This window comes from Pseudomonas sp. P1_C12, assembly GCF_056406435.1.
In genome coordinates this window covers 176607-197970 of record NZ_JBFUAE010000002.1, presented here as the reverse complement: position 1 = coordinate 197970, position 21364 = coordinate 176607, and the positions used below count along the sequence as shown (strand labels likewise).

Annotated in this window: 21 protein-coding genes; 4 read left to right on the top strand and 17 right to left on the bottom strand. The window is 59.6% G+C overall.

Translation table 11 applies throughout. From position 1 onward, the window contains the following. The first annotated feature begins 95 nt into the window (after positions 1 to 95). Positions 96 to 809, top strand: a complete 714-nt coding sequence (locus AC1D19_RS03845) for a UTRA domain-containing protein (RefSeq protein WP_477762438.1) — start codon at positions 96 to 98, stop codon at positions 807 to 809. Positions 810 to 827: 18 nt separating this feature from the next. Here the strand turns inward: AC1D19_RS03845 and AC1D19_RS03840 are convergent, their stop codons facing one another. The 7 genes from AC1D19_RS03840 to minC all read right to left on the bottom strand — a co-directional run bounded on the left by AC1D19_RS03840 (position 828) and on the right by minC (position 7752). Then, entirely contained in the window at positions 828 to 2936 is a 2109-nt protein-coding gene (locus tag AC1D19_RS03840) for a mechanosensitive ion channel family protein (protein WP_477762437.1), read from the bottom strand. Between the two features lie 126 nt (positions 2937 to 3062). Further along, a complete protein-coding gene (locus tag AC1D19_RS03835) occupies positions 3063 to 3239 on the bottom strand; it encodes a hypothetical protein (RefSeq protein WP_477762436.1) in 177 nt (58 codons plus the stop codon). Positions 3240 to 3410: 171 nt separating this feature from the next. Then, complete coding sequence (locus AC1D19_RS03830; RefSeq protein ID WP_477762435.1) at positions 3411 to 4700, bottom strand: M18 family aminopeptidase; 1290 nt, start codon at positions 4698 to 4700, stop codon at positions 3411 to 3413. Between the two features lie 228 nt (positions 4701 to 4928). Further along, on the bottom strand, positions 4929 to 5564 hold the full coding sequence (locus tag AC1D19_RS03825; protein ID WP_046037585.1) for an RluA family pseudouridine synthase: 636 nt from the start codon (positions 5562 to 5564) through the stop codon (positions 4929 to 4931). A gap of 181 nt (positions 5565 to 5745) precedes the next feature. Then, entirely contained in the window at positions 5746 to 6000 is a 255-nt protein-coding gene (gene minE / locus AC1D19_RS03820; protein ID WP_007974947.1) for a cell division topological specificity factor MinE, read from the bottom strand. Beyond that, entirely contained in the window at positions 6000 to 6812 is an 813-nt protein-coding gene (minD, locus tag AC1D19_RS03815) for a septum site-determining protein MinD (protein ID WP_414876892.1), read from the bottom strand. Before minD ends, minE begins: the two co-directional genes overlap by 1 nt. A gap of 202 nt (positions 6813 to 7014) precedes the next feature. After that, positions 7015 to 7752 (bottom strand): septum site-determining protein MinC, encoded by a 738-nt coding sequence (gene minC, locus AC1D19_RS03810; protein ID WP_046037759.1) that lies wholly within the window; start codon positions 7750 to 7752, stop codon positions 7015 to 7017. 118 nt (positions 7753 to 7870) lie between these two features. Between minC and AC1D19_RS03805 the strand changes: the two genes are divergently transcribed. Together AC1D19_RS03805 and AC1D19_RS03800 are read left to right on the top strand one after the other, a co-directional pair. Continuing rightward, the gene (locus AC1D19_RS03805) at positions 7871 to 8803 is read left to right on the top strand and encodes a lipid A biosynthesis lauroyl acyltransferase (RefSeq protein ID WP_477762434.1); all 933 of its coding nucleotides are present in this window, start codon (positions 7871 to 7873) and stop codon (positions 8801 to 8803) included. Positions 8804 to 8837: 34 nt separating this feature from the next. Continuing rightward, on the top strand, positions 8838 to 10010 hold the full coding sequence (locus AC1D19_RS03800) for a patatin-like phospholipase family protein (protein WP_477762433.1): 1173 nt from the start codon (positions 8838 to 8840) through the stop codon (positions 10008 to 10010). Positions 10011 to 10128: 118 nt separating this feature from the next. On the opposite strand, the gene AC1D19_RS03795 is transcribed toward AC1D19_RS03800, so the two are convergent. From AC1D19_RS03795 to puuE, 8 genes are all read right to left on the bottom strand, one after another. Further along, a complete protein-coding gene (locus AC1D19_RS03795; protein ID WP_477754854.1) occupies positions 10129 to 10914 on the bottom strand; it encodes an outer membrane protein OmpK in 786 nt (261 codons plus the stop codon). 376 nt (positions 10915 to 11290) lie between these two features. Then, positions 11291 to 12076 carry an outer membrane protein OmpK gene (locus tag AC1D19_RS03790; RefSeq protein WP_477762432.1) on the bottom strand — a complete coding sequence of 262 codons (786 nt, stop codon included), beginning with the start codon at positions 12074 to 12076 and terminating at the stop codon, positions 11291 to 11293. Positions 12077 to 12164: 88 nt separating this feature from the next. Continuing rightward, entirely contained in the window at positions 12165 to 13523 is a 1359-nt protein-coding gene (locus tag AC1D19_RS03785; RefSeq protein WP_477760044.1) for a nucleobase:cation symporter-2 family protein, read from the bottom strand. Positions 13524 to 13688: 165 nt separating this feature from the next. Continuing rightward, positions 13689 to 14990 (bottom strand): urate hydroxylase PuuD, encoded by a 1302-nt coding sequence (locus AC1D19_RS03780; RefSeq protein WP_477762431.1) that lies wholly within the window; start codon positions 14988 to 14990, stop codon positions 13689 to 13691. Positions 14991 to 15040: 50 nt separating this feature from the next. Beyond that, positions 15041 to 15544 (bottom strand): ureidoglycolate lyase, encoded by a 504-nt coding sequence (locus AC1D19_RS03775; protein ID WP_477762430.1) that lies wholly within the window; start codon positions 15542 to 15544, stop codon positions 15041 to 15043. A 183-nt stretch (positions 15545 to 15727) separates the two neighbouring features. Next, the gene (alc, locus tag AC1D19_RS03770; RefSeq protein WP_008048382.1) at positions 15728 to 16723 is read right to left on the bottom strand and encodes an allantoicase; all 996 of its coding nucleotides are present in this window, start codon (positions 16721 to 16723) and stop codon (positions 15728 to 15730) included. A gap of 88 nt (positions 16724 to 16811) precedes the next feature. Continuing rightward, the gene (gene uraD / locus AC1D19_RS03765; protein ID WP_477762429.1) at positions 16812 to 17327 is read right to left on the bottom strand and encodes a 2-oxo-4-hydroxy-4-carboxy-5-ureidoimidazoline decarboxylase; all 516 of its coding nucleotides are present in this window, start codon (positions 17325 to 17327) and stop codon (positions 16812 to 16814) included. Next, a complete protein-coding gene (gene puuE / locus AC1D19_RS03760) occupies positions 17324 to 18250 on the bottom strand; it encodes an allantoinase PuuE (RefSeq protein WP_477762428.1) in 927 nt (308 codons plus the stop codon). The genes uraD and puuE overlap by 4 nt, the downstream gene beginning before the upstream one ends. 434 nt (positions 18251 to 18684) lie before the next feature. Here puuE and uraH point away from each other — a divergent pair, with 434 nt between their 5' ends. Further along, complete coding sequence (uraH, locus tag AC1D19_RS03755; protein ID WP_007974925.1) at positions 18685 to 19038, top strand: hydroxyisourate hydrolase; 354 nt, start codon at positions 18685 to 18687, stop codon at positions 19036 to 19038. A gap of 116 nt (positions 19039 to 19154) precedes the next feature. Here uraH and AC1D19_RS03750 read toward each other — a convergent pair whose 3' ends face one another. Further along, a complete protein-coding gene (locus tag AC1D19_RS03750) occupies positions 19155 to 19781 on the bottom strand; it encodes a LysE family translocator (protein ID WP_477754847.1) in 627 nt (208 codons plus the stop codon). A gap of 72 nt (positions 19782 to 19853) precedes the next feature. After that, positions 19854 to 21203: an NCS2 family permease gene (locus tag AC1D19_RS03745; RefSeq protein WP_477754846.1), complete on the bottom strand. Its 1350-nt coding sequence runs from the start codon at positions 21201 to 21203 to the stop codon at positions 19854 to 19856. Positions 21204 to 21364 lie beyond the last annotated feature (161 nt).

Genomic DNA, 21364 nt, shown 5'->3' with positions numbered 1-21364 from the left:
CTGCGCTGCCTACGCTTGCAGACTATTGAATGAGCCGGTTTGCGCTGCGGTTCTGCCCTGAATTGGTGCTGGTCTAGTCCAGAAAGGAAACGCTGATGCGTGAAGAGGCAACAAAAGCGGTAACAGCCATCGGCCAGGTGCTTCAGGAGCAGATCGACCATGGACTGTTGACCCCCGGCAGCAAATTGCCGGCCGAGCGCAAACTCAGTGAATTGTTCGGCACCACGCGGATCACTTTGCGTGAAGCGTTGTTGCAGTTGGAGTCACAGGGGCAGATCTATCGCGAGGAGCGTCGCGGCTGGTTCGTCTCGCCACCACGCCTGGCGTACAACCTCATGCAGCGCAGCCACTTTCACGCAATGGTCAGCGCCCAGGGGCGGATCCCGTCCACCGAGGTGATTTCAGCGCGATTGCAACCGGCATCGGCGGCGGTCTGTGCCTGGCTACAATTGCCAGCGCTGTCGAGCGTTATCCAGATCTGCCGCTCGCGACGGATCGACGGGCGACTGGTGCTGTATGTGGAGCACTATCTGAACCCGCAGTACTTTCCCGGGATCCTCGATTTCGATTTGAATCAGTCGATCACCGAGTTGTATGCACGGCATTACGAATTGCACTACGGGCGGGTGCGCTTCGAGATTGTGCCCACGGCGTTGTCGGTGGATGCGGCGGCGGCTTTGAAAGTGTCGGTGGGCAGCCCGGGCCTGCGGATTGCCCGGGTCAACTATGACCAGCATGAACGGTTGATCGACTGCGACCTGGAGTTCTGGCGGCATGATGCGATTCATGTCGGGGTGGATGTTGTCTGATACTGCTTTTGTAGGAGGTTATTCATTCTGCGGGTCACCGCCAGCGGTCATCACCTGAATACTCATCCGCGGTGTCGCCAGATCCAGTCCGGCTTCATCCATGTGCCGCTTGAGTGACAGATTGAACGCTCGCGACACTTCCCACTGCTTGATTGGCGCGGTCTTGAAACGGGCGCGGAGGATCGCATTGCCCGACTCAAAACTTTCCACCCCCTGAAACTCCAGTGGCGACCAGATATTGCGCCGCTGCAACGGATCGGTGCGCATTTTCTGACCAACTTCGCGCATCAGTTTGATTGCGTTGTCGATGTCCATGCTGGCCGGCACCGCGACCCGGAAGATCGCATAGCCGAATTCCCGAGAGTAGTTCTTGATGCTTTTGATTTCGCTGAATGGAATGGTGTGGACAATGCCGTCGATGTCCCGCAGGCGCACGGTGCGGATGGTCAGGCCTTCGACTGTGCCGAGGTGGCCGCCGACATCCACGTAGTCGTCGATGGCCAGGGAGTCTTCGATGATGATGAACAACCCGGTAATCAGGTCGGCTACCAGCGACTGCGCACCAAAACCGATGGCCAGACCGATCACACCGGCACCGGCCAGCAGTGGCGTGACGTTCATGCCCATGTTCGCCAGGGCAACGATCAGCGCGATGATGAAAATCGCCACGAACAGCACGTTGCGGATCAGCGGCATCATCGTCTGTGCGCGGGCATTGGCCAGGCCTTTGCGCGAGCGGGTCAGCGCGTGATGTACGGCGGTGTCGCTGAGAATCCAGATCAGCCAGGCGAACAGCAGCGTGCCGGCGAGGCTAAACAGTTTGACGCTGACTTCGTGGCCGTCGCCTTCGGTGAAGCGGATCAACGACATGCCCCAGACCCGCAGGCCCAGCTCGATGAAGGCCAGCCACACCAGCAGATGAACGATGGTGTAGAAAAAGTTTTTCAGCCGTTCCGAATACACGGCGTAACGCCGGATGCCATGCTTGGGTTTGAGGGCGTAGCGGCGTACCAGGCCGTTGATGACCATGCACAACACCAGTAAAACGGTGCAGATCAGCGACTGGCGCAGGGCGGTACTGGTGTCGCCAGCGGAAATAAAGGTGGCGAACAGGGAGATGGCCACCAGCACCAACGCCGGCACGTACCAGAAGGTGCCGAGGATCGACAGGGTGTCGTTGAGGGCGCGACGGGTCAGGCGCCGGGACAGCGGCTGGTTGCGGATCAAGTGAGCGATCGGTCGGCGGAAGCGCAGGATGAATCGCCCTGTGGACAGCGCTGCCAGGACATTGGCGACAGTCGCAGCGGTATGGGCCAGATGGCTGCCGAGGCTGTCGACCAGTTGCGGGTCGCTCAGCGCTTCGCCAAACGCGGCGAAGCTGCCGATCAGCCACAGCGGCCGAAACGCCTGGTGCCGCAGGATGTACAAGGCGCGGTGGCGGTGCGGGCCGTCGAGCAGGGAAAAGGCAATCACGCAGATGGCCGAGAAGCAGGTGCCGACTACCAGTGCATAGGCCAGTACCATGGCCAGGCTTTTGCCCAGGGACGAGGGCAAGGCGTAGCTCATGTAGACCGTGATCACCAGGGCGATCAGCCATGGCCCGAGTTTGCGCAAGGCGAAGCGCAACATGTCGAGGGCCCGGGGGTGCTGCGGCAGTTCTTCGGTCAGGCCGAAACGCATCCGCACGCGGTGGCTGATCCAGATCAGGGCGGCGGCCAGCAGGCTCCAGACCATCAGGATCATGGCAAAGGCGAACAGCATGGGCAGCCATTCATTGGCCGGCAACGCCAGCGCCACCAGTTCTTCCCTGGCCTGATCGAACTCACTGGACCAACGCGTGAGCGGACTGTCGTCGCCGGAAAATTTCTTCTCGATGTTGGACAGGGTTCCGCCAATCAGGCCCAGCACGCCTTCCTCGGTCGTTGGTTGAGCCTTTTTGGTGGTGTCACGGAGCTTTTTCAGATCGGTCAGCAGCTTGGTGCGTTGCTGATCGTTCTCCAGAGACTTGATCACTTCGTCCAGGGATTGCCCCAGCGGTTCCTGTGCTTCGGGCTGGGCCTTGGCCTGGCTGCTGAGCAGGCCTGGCAGGCCGGCCGCCTGGGCAGGCGCCACTGACAGCAGCGTCATCAGGCAGACAAGGAAAATACACGGCAGGGCAAAAAGACGAGCGAACACTAGGCGGTCAACCTCGCAGGGAGCGGATCGGCCGAGTGTACGAGCCCGTCAAAATCAATGCGAGCCAAGGGCGATGAATTATTCGTTGAGTTTGGCGAGGATCTTGATCACCACGGTTGCGAGAATGGTCAGCATGCCGATCCACATGCCGAACACGCCGGCGTTTTTATCGCGGAAGTTGAAGCCGACGGCCAGCAGGAGCATCCCGGCAAGAATCGGGATCAGCATGGCGTGAAAGCTAGACATCGAGATCATGGAGACGGCCTTGTCGAAGGGATACTTGAAGTCTAGGCGGCTTTTGACGGGGCCGGTGTGATGTGTGTAGGAGCTGCCGAAGGCTGCGATCTTTTGATCTGATCTTCGGCGATTAACCTGGCGTCAAAATCAGGATCAAGAGATCGCAGCCTGCGGCAGCTCCTACCGGTGTTAAGGCAATTCGCGGCAGGCGTAGAACGCGCTCAGCACCTTGACCAGATGCGCCAGATCTTGGCTGCCGCACAATTCGCGGATCGAGTGCATGGCGAACGTCGGCAGGCCGATGTCCACGGTGCGCACGCCCAGGTGGCTGGCGGTGATCGGGCCGATGGTCGAGCCACAGCCCATGTCGCTGCGCACCACGAAACTCTGCACCGGCACTTCTTCAGCCATGCACAGATGACGGAAGAACCCGGCGGTTTCGCTGTTGGTGGCGTAGCGCTGGTTGCTGTTGACCTTGATCACCGGGCCGGCGTTGAGTTTCGGGCCGTGGTTGGCATCGTGTTTGTCGGCGTAGTTCGGGTGCACGCCGTGGGCGTTGTCAGCCGAAACCAGCAGGGATTTCTGAATAGTGCGTACGAATTCATCACCTTCAGGCAGCAGGCGACGCAAGGTTTGCTCGAGCATCGGACCGTCGGCACCGCACGCCGAGCAGGAGCCGACTTCTTCGTGGTCGTTGCAGACCAGCACGCAGGTTTCGTCGGTGTCGGCTGTCAGCAGCGCTTGCAGGCCGGCGTAGCACGACAGCAGGTTGTCCAGGCGCGCGCCGGCGATGAAGTCGCCATGCAAACCAATGACCGCCGCGCTTTGGGTGTCGTAGAAACTCAACTCGTAATCGAGCACCACATCAGCGTTCAGGCCGTGTTCGCGGGCGAGTTGATCGGTGAGCACCGCGCGGAAGTCCACGCGCTCGTCACCGGCAAATTGCGCAAGGATCGGCGGCAATTCGGTCTGGGCGTTGATGGCCCAGCCCATGTTGGCTTCACGGTTGAGGTGAATCGCCAGGTTCGGAATGATCGCGACCGGAGTCTTGAAGTCGATCAACTGGCTCTCGACCTTGCCATCACGACGGAAGGTTACGCGGCCCGCCAGAGACAGGTCACGGTCGAACCACGGCGCCAGCAGCGCGCCGCCATACACTTCGACGCCCAATTGCCAGAAGCCCTGGCGTTGCAGTTCCGGTTGCGGCTTGACCCGCAGGCACGGGCTGTCGGTGTGGGCGCCGACCAGTCGAATGCCACCGTGCAGCGGTGAGTGACGGCCCATCTTGATCGCGACAATCGAAGAGTCGTTGCGGGTGACGTAGTAGCGACCGTTGGCTTCGGTATTCCACGGCTCGCGCTCGTCGAGGCGTTGATAGCCCGCCGCTTCCAGGCGCTGAACAAGGCTGGCGGTGGCATGGAACGGGGTAGGGGAGGCCTTGAGGAAATCGATCAGGCCTTGGTTCAACTCTTCGCGCATAAAGTAGCTCCAGACAGCAGTGGCGCCAGTTTAACGTATTGGCCATGGAATTGGCGGTGGGCTGATGTTGGGGTGGACACCGAAGATGAATGTGAAGGCGGACCCTGTGGGAGTGAGCCTGCTCGCGATAGCGGAGTATCAGACAATACAAATGTCGACTGACACTCCGTTTTCGCGAGCAGGTCGGATCGCCGCACCGTCGCTCCCACATTGACTGCAGTTGTAGCTTCAGAACGGCGCAGGACACTCGAAGCGAAGGCGCTCGCCACTTTGCGGGTGAGTGAAGCTGAGCATGCTCGCGTGCAGGCACAGGCGCGGCCAGGCCGCCAATGCCTGTTCATGGGCGTAGAGGCCGTCACCCAGCAGCGGATGACCAATCGAGAGCATATGCACGCGCAACTGGTGGGAACGGCCGGTGATCGGTGTCAGCTCAACGCGGCACCAGTCGCCGCAACGTTCGAGCACGCGCCAGAAGGTCAGCGCATGTTTGCCGAATTCGTGATCGACCACGTGCCGTGGCTTGGTCGGCGGGTCGTAGCGCAAGGGCAGGTCGATGCTGCCGCTGTCCAGTTCCGGCTGGCCCCAGCACAGGGCTGTGTAGGCCTTTTCGGTTTCGCGGTCGTGAAATTGCCGGGACAGCTCGCGATGGGTGTCCGGGTCACGGGCCAGCAGGATGATGCCGGACGTCTCCCAGTCCAGCCGGTGGACGATTCGCGCTTCCGGGTAGCCGTTTTCCTGCAGACGGGTAATCAGGCAGTCCTTGTTGTCATCGGCCCGGCCGGGGACGGAGAGCAACAGGGTCGGTTTGTTCACCACCAGTACGGCGGCATCCTGATGGATGATGTGGATGTTGGACAACGGCATTAAAACAGCCTCGTAACAAACGCCAACGGCGGCTCGGGCTTCCCTGATCCCCGTGTAGGAGCTGCCGCAGGCTGCGATCTTTTGACTTTGTTTTTAAGAACAAGATCAAAAGATCGCAGCCTGCGGCAGCTCCTACGCCAAGGTTGGAAACCCGAGCCGCCGTGGCTCCTGGCGAATCGACTCAGCGATCAGGCAGGGTGATATTGAGTTCCAGAATCGAGCAGCTGCCCTGGCTTTCCAGTGCGACATGCACGTCATCGGACCCGATATTGACGTACTTGCGGATCACCTCGACCAGTTCCTTCTGCAAGGCCGGCAGGTAGTCCGGGGTGCTGCGTTGGCCGCGTTCGTGCGCCACGATGATCTGTAGACGCTCTTTCGCTACCGACGCGGTGCTTTGCTTTTTGTTGGCACGAAAGAAGTCAAAAAGGTTCATTACCTACCTCCAAACAGGCGCTCGAAGAATCCCTTCTTCGTTACATCGAGAAAACGATGTTCCTTTTCTTTGCCCAAGAGGCGATCAACCGTGTCGCTATAGGCCTGACCTGCGTCGCTCTGATCATCAAGAATCACTGGCACACCCTGGTTGGAAGCCTTGAGCACCGCTTGGGATTCCGGGATCACACCGAGCAGTTTGATCGAGAGGATTTCCTTGACGTCTTCGACGCTGAGCATTTCGCCTTTTTCGACTCGCTCCGGGTGGTAGCGGGTAATCAGCAGGTGTTCCTTGATCTGCTCTTCGCCACGTTCGGCACGACGGGACTTGCTGGCCAGCAAGCCCAGCATGCGGTCCGAGTCACGTACCGAGGACACTTCCGGGTTGGTCACGACAATCGCTTCATCCGCGAAGTACATAGCCAGGTGGGCGCCTTTCTCGATACCTGCCGGAGAGTCGCAGACCACGAATTCGAAGTCTTCCTTCAGGGCCATCAGGACTTTTTCCACGCCTTCGACGGTCAGCGCGTCTTTGTCTCGGGTCTGGCTGGCGGCCAGCACGTAGAGGTTTTCCAGGCGCTTGTCTTTGATCAGGGCCTGTTGCAGGTTGGCTTCGCCGTTGACCACGTTGACGAAGTCATACACCACGCGGCGCTCGCAACCCATGATCAGGTCGAGGTTACGCAAGCCCACGTCGAAGTCGACGATCACTGTTTTGTGGCCGCGCAGAGCGAGGCCGGTACCGATAGCGGCGCTGGTGGTGGTCTTACCCACACCACCCTTGCCGGATGTAACCACGAGAATCTTGGCCAAGGTGTTTCACCCCTAAGGAAAGAGGACTTTTCAGCCCTTGAAAAACATCTCCTGAAAAACTACTGCAGTCGGACAGCCTTGGCTGGAATCCGGTTTTGAGCGGCGTTTACCCCCGGTAAACACTGCTTTCGGCCTTTTTCCTACTTCGTTTGAGCCGTTTTCGCTACGTTTTAGAGATGCTTGGAAAATGCGGCAGTATCCGTTAAAGCCGAATGATGTTCAACACGTCGCCGGACAGGCTGACCTGCACACCCGAACCCCATAGCGGGTCGCGGCGCAGGTCTTCGGAAACCTTGTAATGCCCGGCGATGGAAATCAGTTCAGCACTCATTTGCTGACAGAAAATCCGCGCCTTGGTGTCGCCCTTGACGCCGGCCAACACGCGACCCCGCATCGGGCCGTATACATGGATGTTGCCATCGGCGAGAAGTTCCGCCCCCGGGCTGACCGAGGAGATCACCACCAGATCGCAGCCCTGGGCATAAATCTGCTGGCCGCCGCGTACTGGCGAAGTGATGATTTTCGTCGGTTTGATGGTCGGCTCGGGCGGTTTTTCCGGTTTTTTCTTCGGTTCGCCTTCGGTCAGGTCCAATGGACGCTCGCGGGCACCGGACGGTGGCAGCACCGGCAGGTCGACCGCGATGGCGGCGGCGATGTCTTCGATGCGGCTGGCACGGATCGCCAGGGTGCGCAGGCCATGCTGGCGGCACACGCGCATCAGGCCGGGCAGATCGACCGCGCCTTCGTTGGCCGGGAGTTTGTCCAGGGCCAGTACCAGCGGCGCGTTGCTGAAGAAGTTGGGCGCTTGGGCGACCTTGGCGGCCAGTTGCCGATCAAGGCTTTCGAGGTCGTTACGGGCCAGTTCCAGCACCGTAATGGCCAGCATGCTGCCCTTCAACTGGAACACGGGATCTTGGTCTAGCGGTTCGGTTTGGCTCATGGTCGGCATACAACGACTTGTCACTAAAAGTGCCGAGACTTATAACGAGAACGCCCGCAGGCCGCAAGCCGGGTCGAACGATGTAGAATGCGCGGCCATTGTCATTCCGGAAGCATTAATGGACCGCCCGCGTTTTCGAAAAGCATTTCTATCTCCACGTTTCTGGCCGCTGTGGTGTGGCCTGGGGCTGTTGTGGCTGATCGTCCAATTGCCGTATCCGGCACTGTTGTGGATCGGTCGTGTACTGGGATCTTTGATGTATCGGGTGGCCGGCGACAGACGGCGCATTGCCAAGCGCAATCTGGAACTGTGTTTTCCGGAAAAAACCGCCGCCGAACGCAAACGCCTGCTCAAGGAGAACTTCGCCTCCACCGGCATCGCTTTTTTTGAGATGGCGATGAGCTGGTGGTGGTCGCGCAAGCGCCTGGCGAACCTGGCTCATGTCGAAGGGCTGGAGCATTTGCAAAAGGCTCAGCGCGAAGGCAAGGGCGTGATCCTGATGGCGCTGCACTTCACGACGCTGGAAATCGGTGCCGCGCTGCTCGGCCAACAGCACACCATCGACGGCATGTACCGCGAGCACAAGAATCCGCTGTTCGACTACATCCAGCGCCAGGGCCGCGAGCGGCACAATCTCGACTCGCTGGCGGTGGAGCGCGAAGACGTGCGCGGCATGCTCAAATTGCTGCGCTCGGGCCGCGCGATCTGGTACGCACCGGATCAGGACTATGGCGCCAAGCAAAGCCTCTTCGTGCCGTTGTTCGGCATTCAGGCTGCGACCGTCACCGCCACGAGCAAGTTTGCGCGGCTGGGCAAGGCGCTGGTGGTGCCGTTCACCCAGGAGCGTCTGGTGGACGGCAGCGGTTATCGGCTGGTGATCCATGCGCCGCTCGAAGGCTTCCCCGGCGAAACCGAAGAAGAGGACTGCATTCGCATCAATCAATGGATCGAAAGCGTTTTGCGCGAGCATCCCGAGCAATACCTGTGGGCTCATCGCCGCTTCAAGAGTCGTCCACCGGGCGAGCCGAAGTTGTACGCCAAGCGCGGTTGAGTAACCGTTTTCCCAAGCACCATGGAGTGTTGCGATGAGTCCAGTTGAGCCGGTTACAGGGTTGATTCTTTCCGGTGGCGGGGCTCGGGCGGCCTATCAGGTCGGGGTGCTGGCGGCGATTGCCGAATTGCTGCCACCGGGGGCCCGCAATCCGTTTCCGGTGATCGTCGGCACATCGGCGGGCGCGATCAACGCCGTCAGCCTCGCCAGCGGGGCGATGGATTTTCGTAACGCCATCGAACGCCTGACAGCTTTCTGGCAGGGCTTTCGCAGTCACCTGGTGTTGCGCAGCGACTGGCCCGGGGTGATCCGCCAGGCCAGCCGCTTTGTCAGCCACAGTTTGCTCGGCATCGGCAGGCACATGCCGGTGGCGCTGCTCAATAGTTCTCCGCTGCGGGACTTGCTCAGCGACAAGCTGCATATGGGCGGCATCGCCGAAGCGATCGCACAGCAACAATTGCATGCAGTGGCAGTCACGGCGTTCGGCTATGAGTCCGGCCAGGCCGTCACCTTCTATCAAGGCGGCGGCAAGATCGATGCCTGGTTGCGCCATCGACGCGTCGGCGTTCCCACCCAACTGTCGGTTGAACATCTACTCGCCAGTTCGGCCATTCCGCTGCTGTTCGCCCCGGTGAAAATCGGTGCAGAGTATTTCGGTGATGGCGCGGTGCGTCAGTCGGCGCCGATCAGTCCGGCGCTGCATCTGGGCGCCAGTCGGGTGCTGGTGGTGGGCGTCAGCGGCAACCCACGCGGCGTCGACCCGCAACAACCCTTGCAGCGCAGCTACACCGGTCAGCAGCCGACCCTGGCGCAGATTGGCGGGCACATGCTCAACAGTACGTTCATTGACAGCCTGGAAAGTGACATCGAGCTGTTGCAGCGCCTGAACCAGTTCAGTCACCTGATGCCCGACGGCACGCCGACCCGCGCATTGGGCGTGGCGCCGGTGGACGTATTGGTGATTTCACCGAGCCAGCCGATCGATGAAATTGCCGCGCGACATCGTCAGGAATTGCCGGCGGCACTGCGCCTGTTTCTGCGCGGGCCGGGCGCGACCAAGACCAGCGGGGCCGGGGTGCTGAGCTATCTGTTGTTCGAGGCGGGGTATTGCAGCGAGTTGATCGAGCTAGGGCGGCGGGATGCGTTGGCAAAGCGCGGGGAGTTGTGCCGGTTTCTGGGGTTGGCAGAGCCTGTACTTTCGGTTTGAGACTTGTGGTGAGGCTTTCGCGAGCAGGCTCGCTCCCACAGGGACTTTCGTCGTATACAACGTTTGTGTTCGACAAGGTTCCACTGTGGGAGCGAGCCTGCTCGCGAAGCTTCTTAAATCAGAAGTGAACCTTAACCAGGAAACTGGTCACACTCTGATCAGTCTTGAAGCCCTGGCTGTCTTCAATACCGTACTTGTTTTTCCAGTAGTCGTACTCGACACCGACGTACAGCTGCTTGGCACCCAGGTTCAGCGCCTTGCCCAGGTCATATTTGACCTGCGGATTGAAGTGCAGGTTGGCGTGGTATTCGCCTTTTTTGTTCACGTCGTTGTCGACGACCCAGTCCATGAAGCCGTCGATCAGCACATCCGAGCCACCCACCGGGATGGTGTAGGACCAGACCGGCGTGACCTGCCAGATGTTGTCGCCCGGGCGGTCGCCTTCGGTGTGGCGGTTGTAGAAGTTCAACTGGAAGTAATCGAAGCCCGGGATGGCCAGGTCGAAACCAGGGCCGATCAGGTAGGACTCGGTATCGTCTTCACCGAACTCGTAGGTCATGGCCAGCAGGACGTCCTTGATCGGGCCGAGCTCGAACTTCTGGTCGAAGATCTTGTTGAACGACAGGCGCGGGCTGAGCTCGCCGTAGTGGCTGTTCTTGCCCGCGAAGGCGTCCTCCTTGCCGTTGTAGAAGATCTTGTCGATGAAGAAGAAGTTGTCGCCGTATTTCCAGCCGTCGGCGTGTTCAAAGGTCACCGTCTGCTGAATGCGCGGGTTGACCTGGAAGTCCTTACCGTAAAGGTAGGACAGGCTGTTGTTCTGCCACTGCAGCAAGTCGCCGGCCATGGCCTGACCCCCCGCCAGCAATGATCCCGCCAGCATCAGGCTAGTGCACGTACGTTTCATTCGGTTGCTCCCAAAAAGTAGGTGGTTCCACGTTATTTTTTTAAGGTCGGCGCTCTGGTGTGGCGCCTGTTTCCGTAGCGGTAAAAAATCATCCATTCGGTCAGCTTTGGTGCTGTTAGCAAGAGCTGAGCCAAGGCTTTCAAAAAGCAAAAAACTCCCGTTCGGCGGCTCAAGAGCGGTCGATTGAGAGGGGTTTTGGAGTGCCTTGGTGCCTGCCAGAGCCGGGGTAAGTTGGCCTGCTGGTCAGGTTTTACATCCGGGCTTTTTTTTAAACCGGATTCGGGCGGGCGCGGAGAATACTGACTCCTCGGCCAGGTCTCAAGTGCTCCGCAACGGCGCACCGACGACAGGTTTGGGGCACGGTTGCGGGGCAGCATCAGAAATGCACCTTCACCAGCAGGCTGGTGGTGTTTTCATTGGTGTCGAAGCTGGAACTGTTTTCGATGCCGTACTTGTCTTTCCAATAGCTGTATTCGACGCCGACGTACACCTGTTTCTCCCGCCAGCCGAGGGACTTGCCCAGGTCGTACTTGATCTGCGGGTTGAAGTGCAGGTTGGCGTGATAAGTGCCATGGGAGTTCTGGTCGTTATCCACCACCCAGTCCATGTAGCCGTCGATCAACAGATTCGAGTTGCCCAATGGCAGGGTGTAGGACCAGGCCGGTGTGATCTGCCAGACATCGTCGCCGGGGCGCGAGCCTTCGGTCTGGCGGTAATAGAAATTCAAAGTGAAAAAATTGAAGCCCGGTACCGCGAGGTCGAAACCGGGGCCGATCAGGTAGGCCTCGGTGTCGTCTTCGCCGTTCTCGTAGGTCATGGCTAACAGCACGTCCTTGATCGGGCCGAATTCGAAACGGCGGTCGAGGATCTTGCCGAAGGAGAGGCGCGGGCTGAACTCGCCGTAGTAGGCGTGGGCGCCTTTGTTGCGGTCTTTCTCGCCGTTGTACCAGGTGCTGTCGACGAACAGGAAGTTGTCGCCGTACTTCCAGCGGTCGGCGTGTTCGAAGGTTATCGTCTGCTGGATCGACGGGTTGACCACGAAATCCTTGCCGTACAGGTAGCTCAGGCTGTTGGTCTGCCACAGCAGTAAATCGCCGGCCATGGCCTGACTCGCGGCCAGCAGGCCAGCACTCAACAGCACGTTGGTTTGTGTCCGAATCATCTGTTGCTCCCTCTTGTTTTTATTGTTCGAGGCGCAGGTTGTGGTCAGGGGGCTGGCCACAGGCAGGCCCCCTTGGTTATCCGTCAGATCAATGGGTGTGAGCGTGGCAGTCGTTGATGGCCGCGCGTTCGGCGCCACCCAGGATGTTGAACAGCAGATTCAGCGTCAGCGCGCTGAGGGTGGCCATGGCGATGCCGCTGTGGGTGATCGGGCTCATCCACACGGGCAGGTGGGCGAAAAACTCCGGGCGCACCACCGGGATCAGACCCATGCCGATGCTCACCGCCACCAGCAACTGGTTGCGACGGTCACCGATGTCGGCTTCCTGGAGAATCTTGATTCCGGTAGCGGCGACCATGCCGAACATCGCTATCGCTGCGCCACCCAGTACTGCCGGAGGAATCGAGGCCACCAGGAACGCGGCTTTGGGCAGCAGGCTCAGAACGATCAGCAACCCGCCAGCGACGATGGTCACCGAGCGACAGCGTACGCCGGTCATTTGCACCAGGCCGATGTTCTGGGCGAAGGAGGAGTGGGTGAAGGTGTTGAAGAAGCCGGCGAAGAACGAGGCGCCGGCATCGCACAGCAAGCCGCGACGCAGCATCCGTGGGCAGACTTCCTGGCCGGTGATCTTGCCCAGCGCCAGAAACATCCCGGTGGACTCGACGAAAATGATCACCACCACCAGGCACATCGACAGGATCGGCGCGAGTTCGAATTTCGGCATGCCGAAGTGCAGCGGAGTGACGAATTGCAGCCATGGCGCCTGAGCCATGCCACTGAGGTCGACCATGCCGAGCAGGCCGCAGAGCACATAGCCCAGGCACATGCCGATCAGCACGGAAATATTGACCCAGAAGCCGCGCATGAAGCGGTGCACCAGCAAGATGGTGCCCAGTACCAGTGCGGCGATGGTCAGGTAGATCGGCGAACCGAATTGGCTGGCGCCAGCACCGCCGCCGGCCCAGTTCACGGCCACGGGGAACAGCGACAAACCGATCGAGGTGATGACCGTACCGGTCACCAGTGGCGGGAAGAAGCGCACAACCTTGGACATGAACGGGGCGATGAGCATGCCGAAGAACCCGGCGGCGATGGTAGCGCCGAAGATCCCCTGCAAGCCGATGCCGGGCATGCCGGCCATGGCGACCATGCTGCCGACGGCGGCGAAACTGGCGCCCATCATCACCGGCATGCGAATGCCCATGGGGCCTATGCCGAGGGACTGGACGATGGTGGCAATACCCGCCACCAGCAGGTCGGCGTTGATCAGGAAGGCAATTTCTTCACGACTCAGGCCAGCGGCCTGTCCGATGATCAGCGGTACCGCGATGGCACCACCGTACATCAGCAGAACATGTTGCAAACCGACCAGGATCAGTTGCAAGAGGGGCAAACGCTGAATGGCGGGTGCGTCGGGGATGCGCGCTGTGGATAGCTCGGACATGCAACACCTCGGATCTTTTTATTCTTGTGATTTTTCGTATCAGGCAACCGCTGCGCGGTTGATCGCTGGCAAGCCAGCTCCTACAGATTTGTGTTGTTCACCGGTTAGGCGCACGACATGGAACCTGTAGGAGCTGGCTTGCCAGCGAAGCTTTTCAGCGATGAATCAGTTGGTCTGGGCGCCCTGCACAATCCAGGCACCGATCAGGTCACGTTCCTGCTGGGTCATCTGGGTGATGTTGCCCAGTGGCATGATCTGGCTGGTGACGGCTTGCGCCTGAATCCGCGGTGCGTTCTGGCGGATCTGTTCGGGGGTGTCGAACATCACACCGGCAGGGGCCGCACTGAACAGCGGGCTGGTTGGCTTGGCCGAATGGCAAACCGCACAACGTTCCTGAATCACGCTGTGCACTTTGTCAAAGCCTGGGCCTGTGTTGGACGCTTGCGCCGGTGCGGCAGCCGGCGTTTCTGCAGGTTTGGCTTCAGCCGGTTTCAAACCACCGCCCACTGCTGTTTCCGGCAGTGGCTGGTATTCGATCTTCGCTGGCGCCTTGGCCACTTCCGGGCTGTTCAGCGGCGCGGGGCCGGTGACGTAAGCCAGGCTGATCATGCCGACGGCTGCCACCGGCAGGGTCCAGGCAAACTTGTGGCTGTCGTGACGGGTGTTGAAGTAGTGACGCACCAACACCGCCAGTACCGCGATCCCGGCCAGGATCAACCAGTTGTACTGGCTGCCGTAGGTGCTCGGGAAGTGGTTGCTGATCATGATGAACAGCACCGGCAAGGTGAAGTAGTTGTTGTGACGCGAACGCAGCAGGCCTTTGGCCGGCAGCGCCGGATCCGGCGTGCGGTTCTCGGCGATCGCCGCTACCAGTGCACGTTGCGCCGGCATGATGATGCGGAACACGTTGCCGACCATGATGGTGCCGATGATCGCGCCGACGTGCAGGTACGCACCCCGACCGCTGAACACTTTGCTGAAGCCGTAGGCCGCGCCGATGATCAGGACGAACAGGATGCCGCCGAGCAGGGCAGGGCGTTTGCCCAGGGCCGAGTCGCACAGGAAGGAGTAGATGAACCAGCCGACGAACAACGAGCCGAGACCGATGGCCACGCCTTCAGGACCGCTCAGGGTGCTGCCCGGAGCCAGCAGGTAGAGCGTCGGGTTGGAGTAGAACACCACGCACAGCAGCGCGATCCCCGACATCCAGGTGAAGTAGGCTTCCCATTTGAACCAGTGCAGGTTGTCCGGCATGGTCGGTGGGGCCAGTTTGTATTTTTCCAGGTGGTAGATACCGCCACCGTGGATTGCCCACAAATCGCCAGCCAGACCGCTTTTCGGGTTGACCCGGTTGAGGTTGTTTTCCAGCCATACGAAATAGAACGACGCACCGATCCAGGCCACGCCAGTAATCATGTGAACCCAGCGCACGCTCAGGTTCAGCCATTCCAACAGATGTGCTTCCACAGTCTTTACCTCTCGCCTGTCACTCTGTTGTCGAGTGATCAGGCCTTCTCTTATTGGTGGGGGGCGAGGATCAAACGCTCATCCTCTTTGAAAAAATGCTCATCGCAGTTATTGCCTGTGCCACTGCGATCAACCACCAGGAAGTCATCCCGCTTTTCGATCGTCAGCACCGGGTGGTGCCAGACGCCGCGATGGTAATTAATGCCCTGCCTGCCGTTGGTGACGAAGGCGCGGACCAAGCCTGATACAGGTTCATCGCCAAGTGGCGCGACCACGATCAGAAAGGGGTTGCCGAGCAGCGGAATGAAAGCCTGGCTGCCCAGCGGATGGCGCTCCAGCATGCTGACGGTCAGCGGCATGTCCTGCGCGTCGGCGCGGAAGATGCTGATGATCGCGTTGTCCTCAGGCGTAGCGGTTTGCACCGCCGCCAGTTTATGGAAGCGCATGGTCGAACCGTTGTTGATCATGAAGTGATCGCTGCCGTCGGTTTCGATCACGTCACCGAAAGGGGCGAAGGCTTCTTTGGTCAGCGGTTCAATCGTCAGTGTGCGCATGCTGGTCTTCTTATCTTTGAAATGTGTTTTCAGTTCACTGCATACCCTGTAGGAGCTGGCGAAGCCTGCGATCTTTTGACTTTGCTTTTTAAGATCAAGATCAAGATCAAGATCAAGATCAAGATCAAGATCAAGATCAAGATCAAAAGATCGCAGCCTGCGGCAGCTCCTACGGTCTCAGCATTACTTCGCTACCTTGCCCAATACGCGCAGGCGGCTCACACCACCATCCGGGAACACGTTCAGGCGGATGTGGGTGATCGGGCCCAGTGCCTTGATCTGCTCGGCGAAGGTGTGTTCGGCGTGCATTTCCAGCTTCTGGCTTGGCAGCAGTTCGCGCCAGAACAACGACTGGGTTTCGATCTGGCTGTCGGTACCGCCCTTCACGAACGCGCCCTGGATCGAGCAGCTGTCCGGGTAGTTGCCCTTGAAGTGCAGGGTGTCGACGATGACTTTCTCGACTTCGCCGGCATGGCCCAGCGCGACGATGACCCAGTCATTGCCCGGGGTACGACGACGCGCGGTTTCCCAGCCATCGCCCATGTTGATGCCGCGGCCCGGGTTGAGGATGTTGCTCATGCGACCGAAGTGTTCATCGGAGCAGGCGAGGGCGCGGCCACCGTTCAGAGCTGCAGCCAGGTCGACCTGCTCGTTGTCGCCGGTAGCGGACCAGTCACGGAACGGCACGCCGTACACGCGCAGACGGGCCACGCCACCATCCGGGTAGATGTTGAAGCGCAGGTGGCTGAAGGCCTGGTCGTTGTTGATTTCGTGGTAGTGGTGGCTGTTGCCTTGCAGCTCGACGGCAGACAGCACTTCAACCCACTGGGTGTTTTCGTTCGGCTCGCCTTCGGCCAGGAAGCAGGCTTCCAGGGACGCCGATGGCGGGAAGTTGCCGGTGAAGAATGAAGTGTCGATGTCGACGCCCTTGATCGAACCCGGTACGCCCAGGCGGATCACGGCGCTGTCGAAGCCTTCGAAGCGCTTGCGGCGCGACTCCCAGCCATCCATCCACTTGCCGTTGTCATCGAACACGCCCTCCTTCCATACGGCCGGGGTCGGTTGGAACAGACGGTTGGCGTCTGCGAACCAGTCATCGGTGACCGAGATGATTTTGGTGCCCAGGCGGGCGTCGGCCAGGTTGACGAACTTCTCGAAAGGTACGGCGTAAGCTTTCATTCTTCTTGTCTGCCTTTAAATAAGTGGCTTGGGATGCTTGCGAGGCTCTGGGTGTTTTCTGCGTTTAAGAACACTCAGGCCAGGCTTGCTATAGGGTCAGTAATCGGAACAGGGCGATCTTGTTGATCTGCGCCAGCGCGCATTTGAACTCGGTGTCGACCGGGTTGTGGATGCGCGTTTCGAACGCTGCGAGGATCTGATGCCGGTTGCTGCCTTTTACCGCCATGATGAAGGGAAACTTGAACTTGGCTTTGTAGGCGTCGTTCAGCTCGGTGAAGCGAGAAAACTCTTCGGCCGTGCATTGGTGAATACCGGCGCCAGACTGTTCTTCAGTGCTGGCTGCGGTAAGCTGGCCCTGGACGGCAGCTTTGCCGGCCAGGTCCGGGTGAGCATTGATCAGATCAAGCTGGCTTGCGTGATCAGCACTCAACAGGATGTCGCTCATGCGCTGGTGCAGGGTTTCGATCTGGTCGATCGAGGCATCCTGGCCCAGGTCGTAGGCCTTCTCGGCCACCCATGGCGAATGTTCGTAGATGTCGGCGAAAGCGGCGACGAAGGCGTCGCGGCTCAGGGTCGAAGGTTTGACGGTTTGGAAGGTGCTCATTTGGCAGCCCCTGTGTACGGGTGGGTTTCTTGCCAGTGGCGCGCGATGTCGACGCGACGGCTGAACCACACCTGTTCATGACTTTTAGCGTATTCGATAAAGCGCTTGAGCGAAGCCAGACGCGCCGGACGGCCGATCAGGCGGCAGTGCAGGCCGATCGAGAGCATTTTCGGTGCCTCGGCGCCTTCTGCGTAGAGCACATCGAACGCATCCTTGAGGTATTCGAAGAAGTCGTCGCCCTTGTTGAAGCCCTGGACTTGGGTGAAGCGCATGTCGTTGGTGTCCAGGGTGTACGGGATCACCAGGTGCGGCTTGCCGGTCGGGTTGTTCGGTTCCCAGTAGGGCAGGTCGTCGTCGTAGGTGTCGCAGTCGTAGAGGAAACCGCCTTCTTCCATCACCAGGCGACGGGTGTTCGGGCCGGTGCGGCCGGTGTACCAGCCCAGCGGGCGAATGCCTGTGATTTCGGTGAGGATGCGGATCGCTTCGAGCATGTGCTCACGTTCCTGGGCTTCGTCCATGTACTGGTAGTCGATCCAGCGATAGCCATGGCTGCAGATCTCGTGGCCGGCATCGACCATGGCGCGGATCACGTCCGGGTGACGCTGGGCGGCCATGGCCACGGCGAAGATGGTCAGCGGAATGTCGAATTCCTTGAACAGTTTCAGGATCCGCCACACGCCGGCACGGCTGCCATACTCGTAAAGTGATTCCATGCTCATGTTGCGCGCGCCTTGCAGCGGCTGGGCAGAAACCATTTCCGAGAGGAACGCTTCGGACTCTTTGTCGCCGTGCAGGATGTTGCGCTCGCCGCCTTCTTCGTAATTGAGTACGAACGACAGGGCAATACGGGCATTGCCCGGCCAGTGTGGGTGCGGAGGGTTACTGCCGTAACCGACCAGGTCGCGTGGGTAGTCAGCGCTCACTGCAGGCTTCCTTCTTATTCGATGATGACGGTTGGTGTGACGTAGCTGAAAACTGGATGGCAGGCTGGCGTCACAGCGATGGGCTGATTGTATACAACTTTATATTCACTTTGTAAGCCTGAATTTTCGCATTTTTCACCGACTGTCATCTTTTACTGCTATTGGCGTGAGCCTGCAAGAAATCTGCCTGAATGGTCAGTAATTTGATGAAGGGGTCATAGGCTGTGCGGTTTGGCGGGAAATCGACAGTAAATAGGCAGATGGCGAGGGTAAAGCGAAAAATGTCGTTTTTATTGTGTACAATTTTTTTGAAAAGTGTCTTAATCAGTCGCTCGCCGCAGCTTTTCGTGCTCCGAATCGGTGCGGTCTCCTTTTCAACTGACTTCGGGAGGCGCGAAGTCTGACTGCTCCACGCAGGCAGGCGCGCAGAATCAATGGGACGTTTGACTACACACGTTTTGGACGCAGCACACGGTTGCCCGGGCAGCTCGATCAAGGTCGAGTTGTACCGCGTTGAAGGATCGCACCTGGAATTGGTCGCCAGCGCGATAACCAACAGCGATGGTCGTGTCGATGCACCGCTGCTGCAAGGCGATGACTACCGCACCGGGGTCTATCAGGTTCAGTTTCATGCCGGCGATTACTACCGCGCCCGTGGCGTCAAGCTGCCGGAGCCTGCCTTCCTGGATGTCGTGGTGCTGCGTTTTGGCATCTCCGCCGAGCAGGATCACTACCATGTGCCGTTGTTGATTTCGCCTTACAGCTACTCCACCTATCGCGGCAGCTGATCCCCCAGGCAGCTGCTGCACCCTGGAAGCGATTGCGCATATAGCTTCTTTGGTCTTTCGCCCGCTCACACTGCGGGCTTTTTTTCGTCTGTGTAAAAGTCAAAAGATCTTGCTGTTTAGCGGCTCAGCAGGGACGCTGCACCCGCACCACTGAACAACCCCGCACTGATCCGGTTAAACCAGCTCTGCCCCTTGCCGCTGCGCAGATACCGCGCCGCACCATGGGCACCAAGGCCGTAGGCCAGTTTGCACAGCAGGTCGAGTACGGTCCAGGTCGCAATCATCACCAGCAACTGCGGCAGGAACGCTTGTTCGGCACTCAAGAACTGCGGCAGGAAAGCGGCGAAGAACAGAATGTCTTTCGGGTTGCTCGCGCCCAGCATGAACGCGCGGCCGAAAAGTGCGCGAAAGCGCGGCACTGCTGCAGCTTGAGGCACTTCGGCGCCATGGGAAGGCTGGCGCGATTGCTGCCAGCTCTGCCAGGCGAGATAGAACAAGTACAACGCACCGACGATTTTCAAGGCGCGGAACAACTGTTCCGACGCCAGCAGCAACGCGCCCAGGCCCAGCGCCGAGGCGCTCAGCAGGCAGATCGAGGCAATCACGCCACCCAGAAACGCCGGGTAGGAGCGGACCAAACCGTAATTCAGGCTGTTGCTGATCATCAGCAAAGACAACGGCCCCGGGATCAGGATTACTATCAGCGCAGCGCCGCTGAACAGCAGCCAGGTTTCCAGACTCATCACTTTCCTCCATTTGCACAAAAGCCCCACCCGACGGGGTGAGGCTGTTTTCAAGCGGGTCCCGCGTAAGGTTTACAGGAAGATGAACTTGGCGATGAAGATCGCGCAGAGCACCCACAAACTCACGGAAATTTCCTTGTACTTGCCGGTACCGGCCTTCAGCGCCACGTAGGTGATGAAGCCCAGGGCGATACCGTCGGCGACCGAGAAGGTCAGCGGCATCATGATGGCGGTAACGATCGCCGGAATGCTGTCGGTCGCTTCGTCCCATTCAATGTGGGCCATGCCGCCCATCATCAGCATCGCTACATAAATCAGTGCGCCAGCGGTGGCATAGGCGGGAATCATGCCGGCCAGTGGTGCGAAAAACATTGCGGCTATAAATAGCACACCAACGGTGACTGCGGTAAGACCTGTCCGACCACCAGCGGCCACGCCAGCAGCACTTTCTACGTAGCTTGTGACCGGCGGAACACCGACCACTGCACCGAATACGCTGGACGCACTGTCGGCTTTCATCGCGCGGGAGAGGTTTTCGATCTTGCCGTCAGCGCCGACCAGGTTGGCGCGCTGGGCAACGCCCATCAGTGTGCCGGCGGTGTCGAACATGTGCACGAAGAGGAACGCCAGGACCACGCTGATCATGCTGACGTTGAATACGCCGGCGACGTTCATGGCCATCCAGGTCGGAGCCAGGCTTGGTGGAGCGGACATGATGCCCTCGTAGTGCACCAGCCCGAGGCCCCAACCGGCGAGGGTCACGGTGATGATGCTGATGAGGATCGCGCCGAACACTTTATGGTAGCTGAGGATGGCGATCATCAGGAAGCACACGGCGGCGAGCAGCGGGCCGGGTTCGCGCAGGGAGCCGAGCTTGATCAGGGTAGCCGGGCTATCGACGACGATACCCGCGGTTTTTAGACCGATCAGCCCCAGGAACAGCCCCACGCCGGCGCCCATGGCGAAGCGCAGGCTGACCGGGATGCTGTTGAGCAACCATTCGCGGATCCGCGAGAAGGTCAGGATCATGAACAACACACCGGAAACAAACACCGCACCGAGGGCGGTTTCCCAGTTGTAGCCCATGGTGCCGACCACGGTGTAGGTGAAGAAGGCGTTCAGGCCCATGCCCGGTGCCAGGCCGACCGGCCAGTTGGCGTACAGGCCCATCAACAGGCAACCGAGTGCCGCGGCGATGCAGGTGGCGACGAACGCGGCACCGTGGTCGATCCCGGCGTCGGCCATGATGTTGGGGTTAACGAAAATGATGTAGGCCATAGTGATGAAGGTTGTCAGACCGGCAATCAGCTCGGTCTTCACCGTGGTGCCGTGCAAGCTGAGTTTGAACAGACGTTCCAGCAAGCCATTGCGTAATGGCGGCGAGAGTTCCAGCGTCGATGCTTCGGATTTGCGGCTTTCCACAGCGAATACTCCTCAAGAGTTTTATTGTTATTTCCAGGGCCGGATCCGAGAGGGGTGGCAGCGGCCCTTTGAGGTGCTTGCGAATTTGTTGACCGCTTGGTCAGGAACTCGCACGAAGTGGATTATGCTTTTGTATACAAAGAAAGCAAATAATGTTTTTG